The organism is Streptomyces sp. 150FB (genome assembly GCF_000818195.1).
In the GTDB taxonomy this organism is placed as follows: domain Bacteria; phylum Actinomycetota; class Actinomycetes; order Streptomycetales; family Streptomycetaceae; genus Streptomyces.
The window spans coordinates 1662258-1665861 of the sequence record NZ_JTHL01000001.1 but is presented as its reverse complement, the minus strand read 5'-3'; the positions used below and the strand labels follow the sequence as shown (position 1 = coordinate 1665861).

General features: G+C 66.5%; 4 protein-coding genes. 2 read left to right on the top strand and 2 right to left on the bottom strand.

The genetic code is table 11. The features are described 5' to 3' along the window. A partial coding sequence (locus tag QR77_RS06815) for a glycosyltransferase family 2 protein (RefSeq protein WP_052488577.1) occupies positions 1–889 on the bottom strand: 889 nt, incomplete at its 3' end. Then, a complete protein-coding gene (locus tag QR77_RS06810; RefSeq protein WP_040027418.1) occupies positions 886–1683 on the bottom strand; it encodes a glycosyltransferase family 2 protein in 798 nt (265 codons plus the stop codon). The genes QR77_RS06815 and QR77_RS06810, both read right to left, overlap by 4 nt. Before the next feature lie 638 nt (positions 1684–2321). Here QR77_RS06810 and QR77_RS06805 point away from each other — a divergent pair. Further along, the gene (locus QR77_RS06805) at positions 2322–3131 is read left to right on the top strand and encodes an SGNH/GDSL hydrolase family protein (RefSeq protein ID WP_040020297.1); all 810 of its coding nucleotides are present in this window, start codon (positions 2322–2324) and stop codon (positions 3129–3131) included. A gap of 220 nt (positions 3132–3351) precedes the next feature. Further along, the coding region (locus QR77_RS06800; RefSeq protein WP_040020296.1) for a hypothetical protein at positions 3352–3604 on the top strand (253 nt) is incomplete at its 3' end.

The following is a 3604-nucleotide window of genomic DNA, read 5'->3' as shown; positions in this document are numbered from 1 at the left end:
CCGCGCCGCCCGGGCGGCCGAGCACCGCGTCCCGCAGCCCGCGCGCCACCCCGGCCGGCAGCACGCGGGTGGCGTAACGGCGTTCGGACTCAAGGCCCTTGGCAGCGCCGACACTCCGTGCGACGAGCGCCTTGGACAGGCCCTCGGCGTACGTACGCGTACGGAAGTAGCCGAACCGCTCCCGGACGGCGGGGACCTTGTGGTGGATGACCGCCCTGTCGTCGATCAGCAGGACGGCGTCCGGTACGGCTCCGGCGAGCCGGATGCACAACTCCGTCTCCTCACAGCCCAGTGGACGCTTGTCGCCGTCGCGCCCGATACCGGTCGCGAACCCTCCTGCGGCGTCGAAGGCGGTGCGCCGGAACGACGCGTTCCCGCCCAGGACGTTGCGTACCCGCACCTTTCCCTCTTCCTGTCCGAGGTACGTCGCACCGACGACCCAGTCGAACTCCGCGGGGAACCAGGCCGGCCTGCGGCCCGACGCCCAGACGGGCACCGTCCGGCCGCCGACCGCCAGCACCAGCGGTTCGTCGTACGCCTCGTCGAAGAAGCGCAGCCACTCGGGCTCGGCCACGGCGTCGTCGTCGAGGAACGCCACGATCTCGCCGCGCGCCGCCGCTATACCGGTGTTGCGCCCGGCGGAGAGTCCGCGGGGACCCGCGTTGGCGAGCACCCGTACCTCTCCACGCGCCGCTCGCTGCCCGTACTCCGCGCGGAGCCGGGCCAGCAGCTCCGCGTTGTGGTCGACCACGAGCAGGGTCTCCAGAGCGGGCAGTGACTGCCGGCGTACGGAGTCGACCGCGGCGAGGATGTCCTCCCAGCGGTCCTGCGTGTAGGCACAGATCACCACGGAGAACGCCCGGTGACGGTGGTGGTGGCGGTGGTTCAAGACACCTCTCCTCGGGGGATCGTCACACCTATGACGGTGGGACGGGTTCGGGGGGCCTTACGGACGCTCTTCTCCTTGAAGATCACTTTGAGCACCCTGAGTCCGTCCCTGACGGCTCTCAGATTGCTGACCCCGTGTATGCGGTCGTACTCGTGACTCGGGATCTCCTGCACCTTCAGACCCGCGGTGACGACCCTGATGTTCATCAGGGTCTCGACCTCGAATCCGGTGCAGTCCAACGTGATCTTTTCCAGGCAGTGGCGCCAGAAGGCGTTGTAGCCGTAGCAGAGATCGGTGTACCTGGCGCCGAACTTGGCGTTGACGACAGCGCACAGCGTGCGGTTGCCGAGCTTGCGGATCAGCGTCATGTCGTCCGTACCGCCGCCGTTGGCGAAGCGCGAGCCCTTGGCGAAGTCCGCGCCGGAGACGAGCGCCGACACGTAGGACACGATCTCCGCTCCGTCGGCGGAGCCGTCGGCGTCGATCATCACGATGATGTCACCTGTGCAGGCGGCGAATCCGGTGATCAGCGCGGAGCCCTTGCCCTTGCCGCGCTGCTTGACGATCTTTACGTCCGGCCGCAGTTCGCGCGCGACGCGGACGGTGTCGTCGGTGGAATCGCCGTCCACCAGGACGACTTCATGGATCCAGTCAGGCAGTGTCCTGAATACGTACGGAAGGTTTTCCGCTTCGTTCATGGCCGGAATGACGACACTCACGGGTGGAGCGATCGCGAGAAATGACGAGACCGGCCGGTAGTGCGTGGCTGAACGGGCGGTCAAAGGCTGACTGATTGGCGCAACGACTGACTGATCGAGTGATTGATCGAATGACTGATCGAGCTGGTCGAGCGGCTTGCTGGGCGGCTGGCTGAGCGGGTCGGTGAATCTCTCGGTCAACGGATCTTCGCCCGGAACCGCCGGGCGCAGAAAAGTACTCACGAGTCTGGTTCCCTCTCGTCCGGTGGACCGCCCGCCCCCGGGCGCTCCTGGTGTGTTTCCGGTTCGAAAGGGGGGTTCTCACCCTGGTCATGACGGCATGGATCTCCGTACTGGCGGGGTGAGTTGGCAGAACTGGCCGCGCGCGGCAACGCGACTCGGCATGATGCGCGAACACCGAGCGCGGCACCCCCCTACCGCGCCCCGCCCGGCTGCTTCCCGGCACCTGAGCCCTCCCCTGGAGCCGTTCCGCGTGACGCGCCGATGCGGGTGAATGTACGACGGTATTGATGAATGTGACTGTATGGCAAGGCTCGGATGCTCACCTACCTTTTTACTTCTTTGGCCATACTTCGACGTTCGCATCCGGTACATCCCTGATCGTTTACGTTCCGTTTCTCTCGTTGATCGAATGTTCTTGTCATGCCCACTTCCTGTGAAGTGTGAGGTCTGGTACCAAAGTTGAGGCAGAAATCCTGCTAAAGGGAGGTTCCATGAAACTGTCCCGAATCGCGGCGTTCTCGTCCGCGCTCGCCCTCGGTGCCGTCCTCGCTCTCACCGGAGCGGCGTCGGCCCAGGAAGCCCGAACGGCTGCTACCACCGACTATGTGGCCCTGGGGGACTCGTACTCCTCGGGCCTCGGCTCCGGCGCGTACGACAGCGCCAGTGGCGACTGCAAGCGCACGCCCCGTGCGTACCCCGCGCTCTGGGCTGCCGCGCATTCACCCTCGACGTTCGCGTTCACCGCTTGCTCGGGTGCTCGTACGGGTGACGTGACCGCCGGTCAGCTCGCACCGCTCACCTCGGCCACCGATCTCGTCTCGATCACGATCGGAGGCAACGACGCCGGCTTCGCGGATGTCATGACCACCTGCGTGCTCCAGTCGGAGGCGACCTGCCTGAACCGGGTCGCCACGGCGCGCGCCTTCGTCGACAACACCCTCCCCGGCAACCTCGACAGCGTCTACGGCGCGATCAGATCCAAGGCCCCTTCGGCGCACGTCGTCGTCATCGGCTACCCCCGCTTCTACCAGCTCTCCGGGAACTGCGTTCTCGGGCTCAGCGAGAAGGAGCGCTCGGCCATCAACGGCGCCTCCGACTACCTCAACGCGGCGACCGCCAAGCGCGCCGCCGACCACGGCTTCACCTTCGTCGATGTCGCCGGCGCCTTCACCGGTCACGAGATCTGCTCGGGTTCGGCCTGGCTGCACAGCGTGAACGTGCTCAACATCGGTGAGTCCTACCACCCCACGGCAGCAGGGCAGTCGGGCGGCTACCTGCCGGCCTTCGCCTCGGCGGCATGACCGTGGCCGCATGAGCGCGGCGGCCGACGCTCCCCCCGGAGCGTCGGCCGCCGTTGTGGGCGAAGTGTCCCAAGTCGCCCTGAAATGAGCTTGATCAACGAGAGAGCGTCAATTCCCGTACAGGTGTGGTTGATCCTGTAGACGGGATACACGAGTGTCGTGAGAGGGCGATAGGGTTAACCTGCCCGGGTCGGGTGCCCTTGTACGGGTGGGGAGTGACATGGAACAGATAACGGTCCACAGCAGGGCGCGAGTCCCTGCGATCACATGCGGGAGCAGCGCGACCAGTTCGCGCCTCGACCGCCATCTCGCGGTGCTCGGCGGCCCAGCCGTCCCGCAGCGCGAGACGGCCGAGGCGACGATGCTGATGCGTGAGTTGACCTCGCGCGACGAGACACGGACCCGTAAGAGCAAGAGCGCGCGCGTTTCGCTCTTCGCCCCGCTGCGGCGGCTGCGCCGTTCGTTGTTCGGCA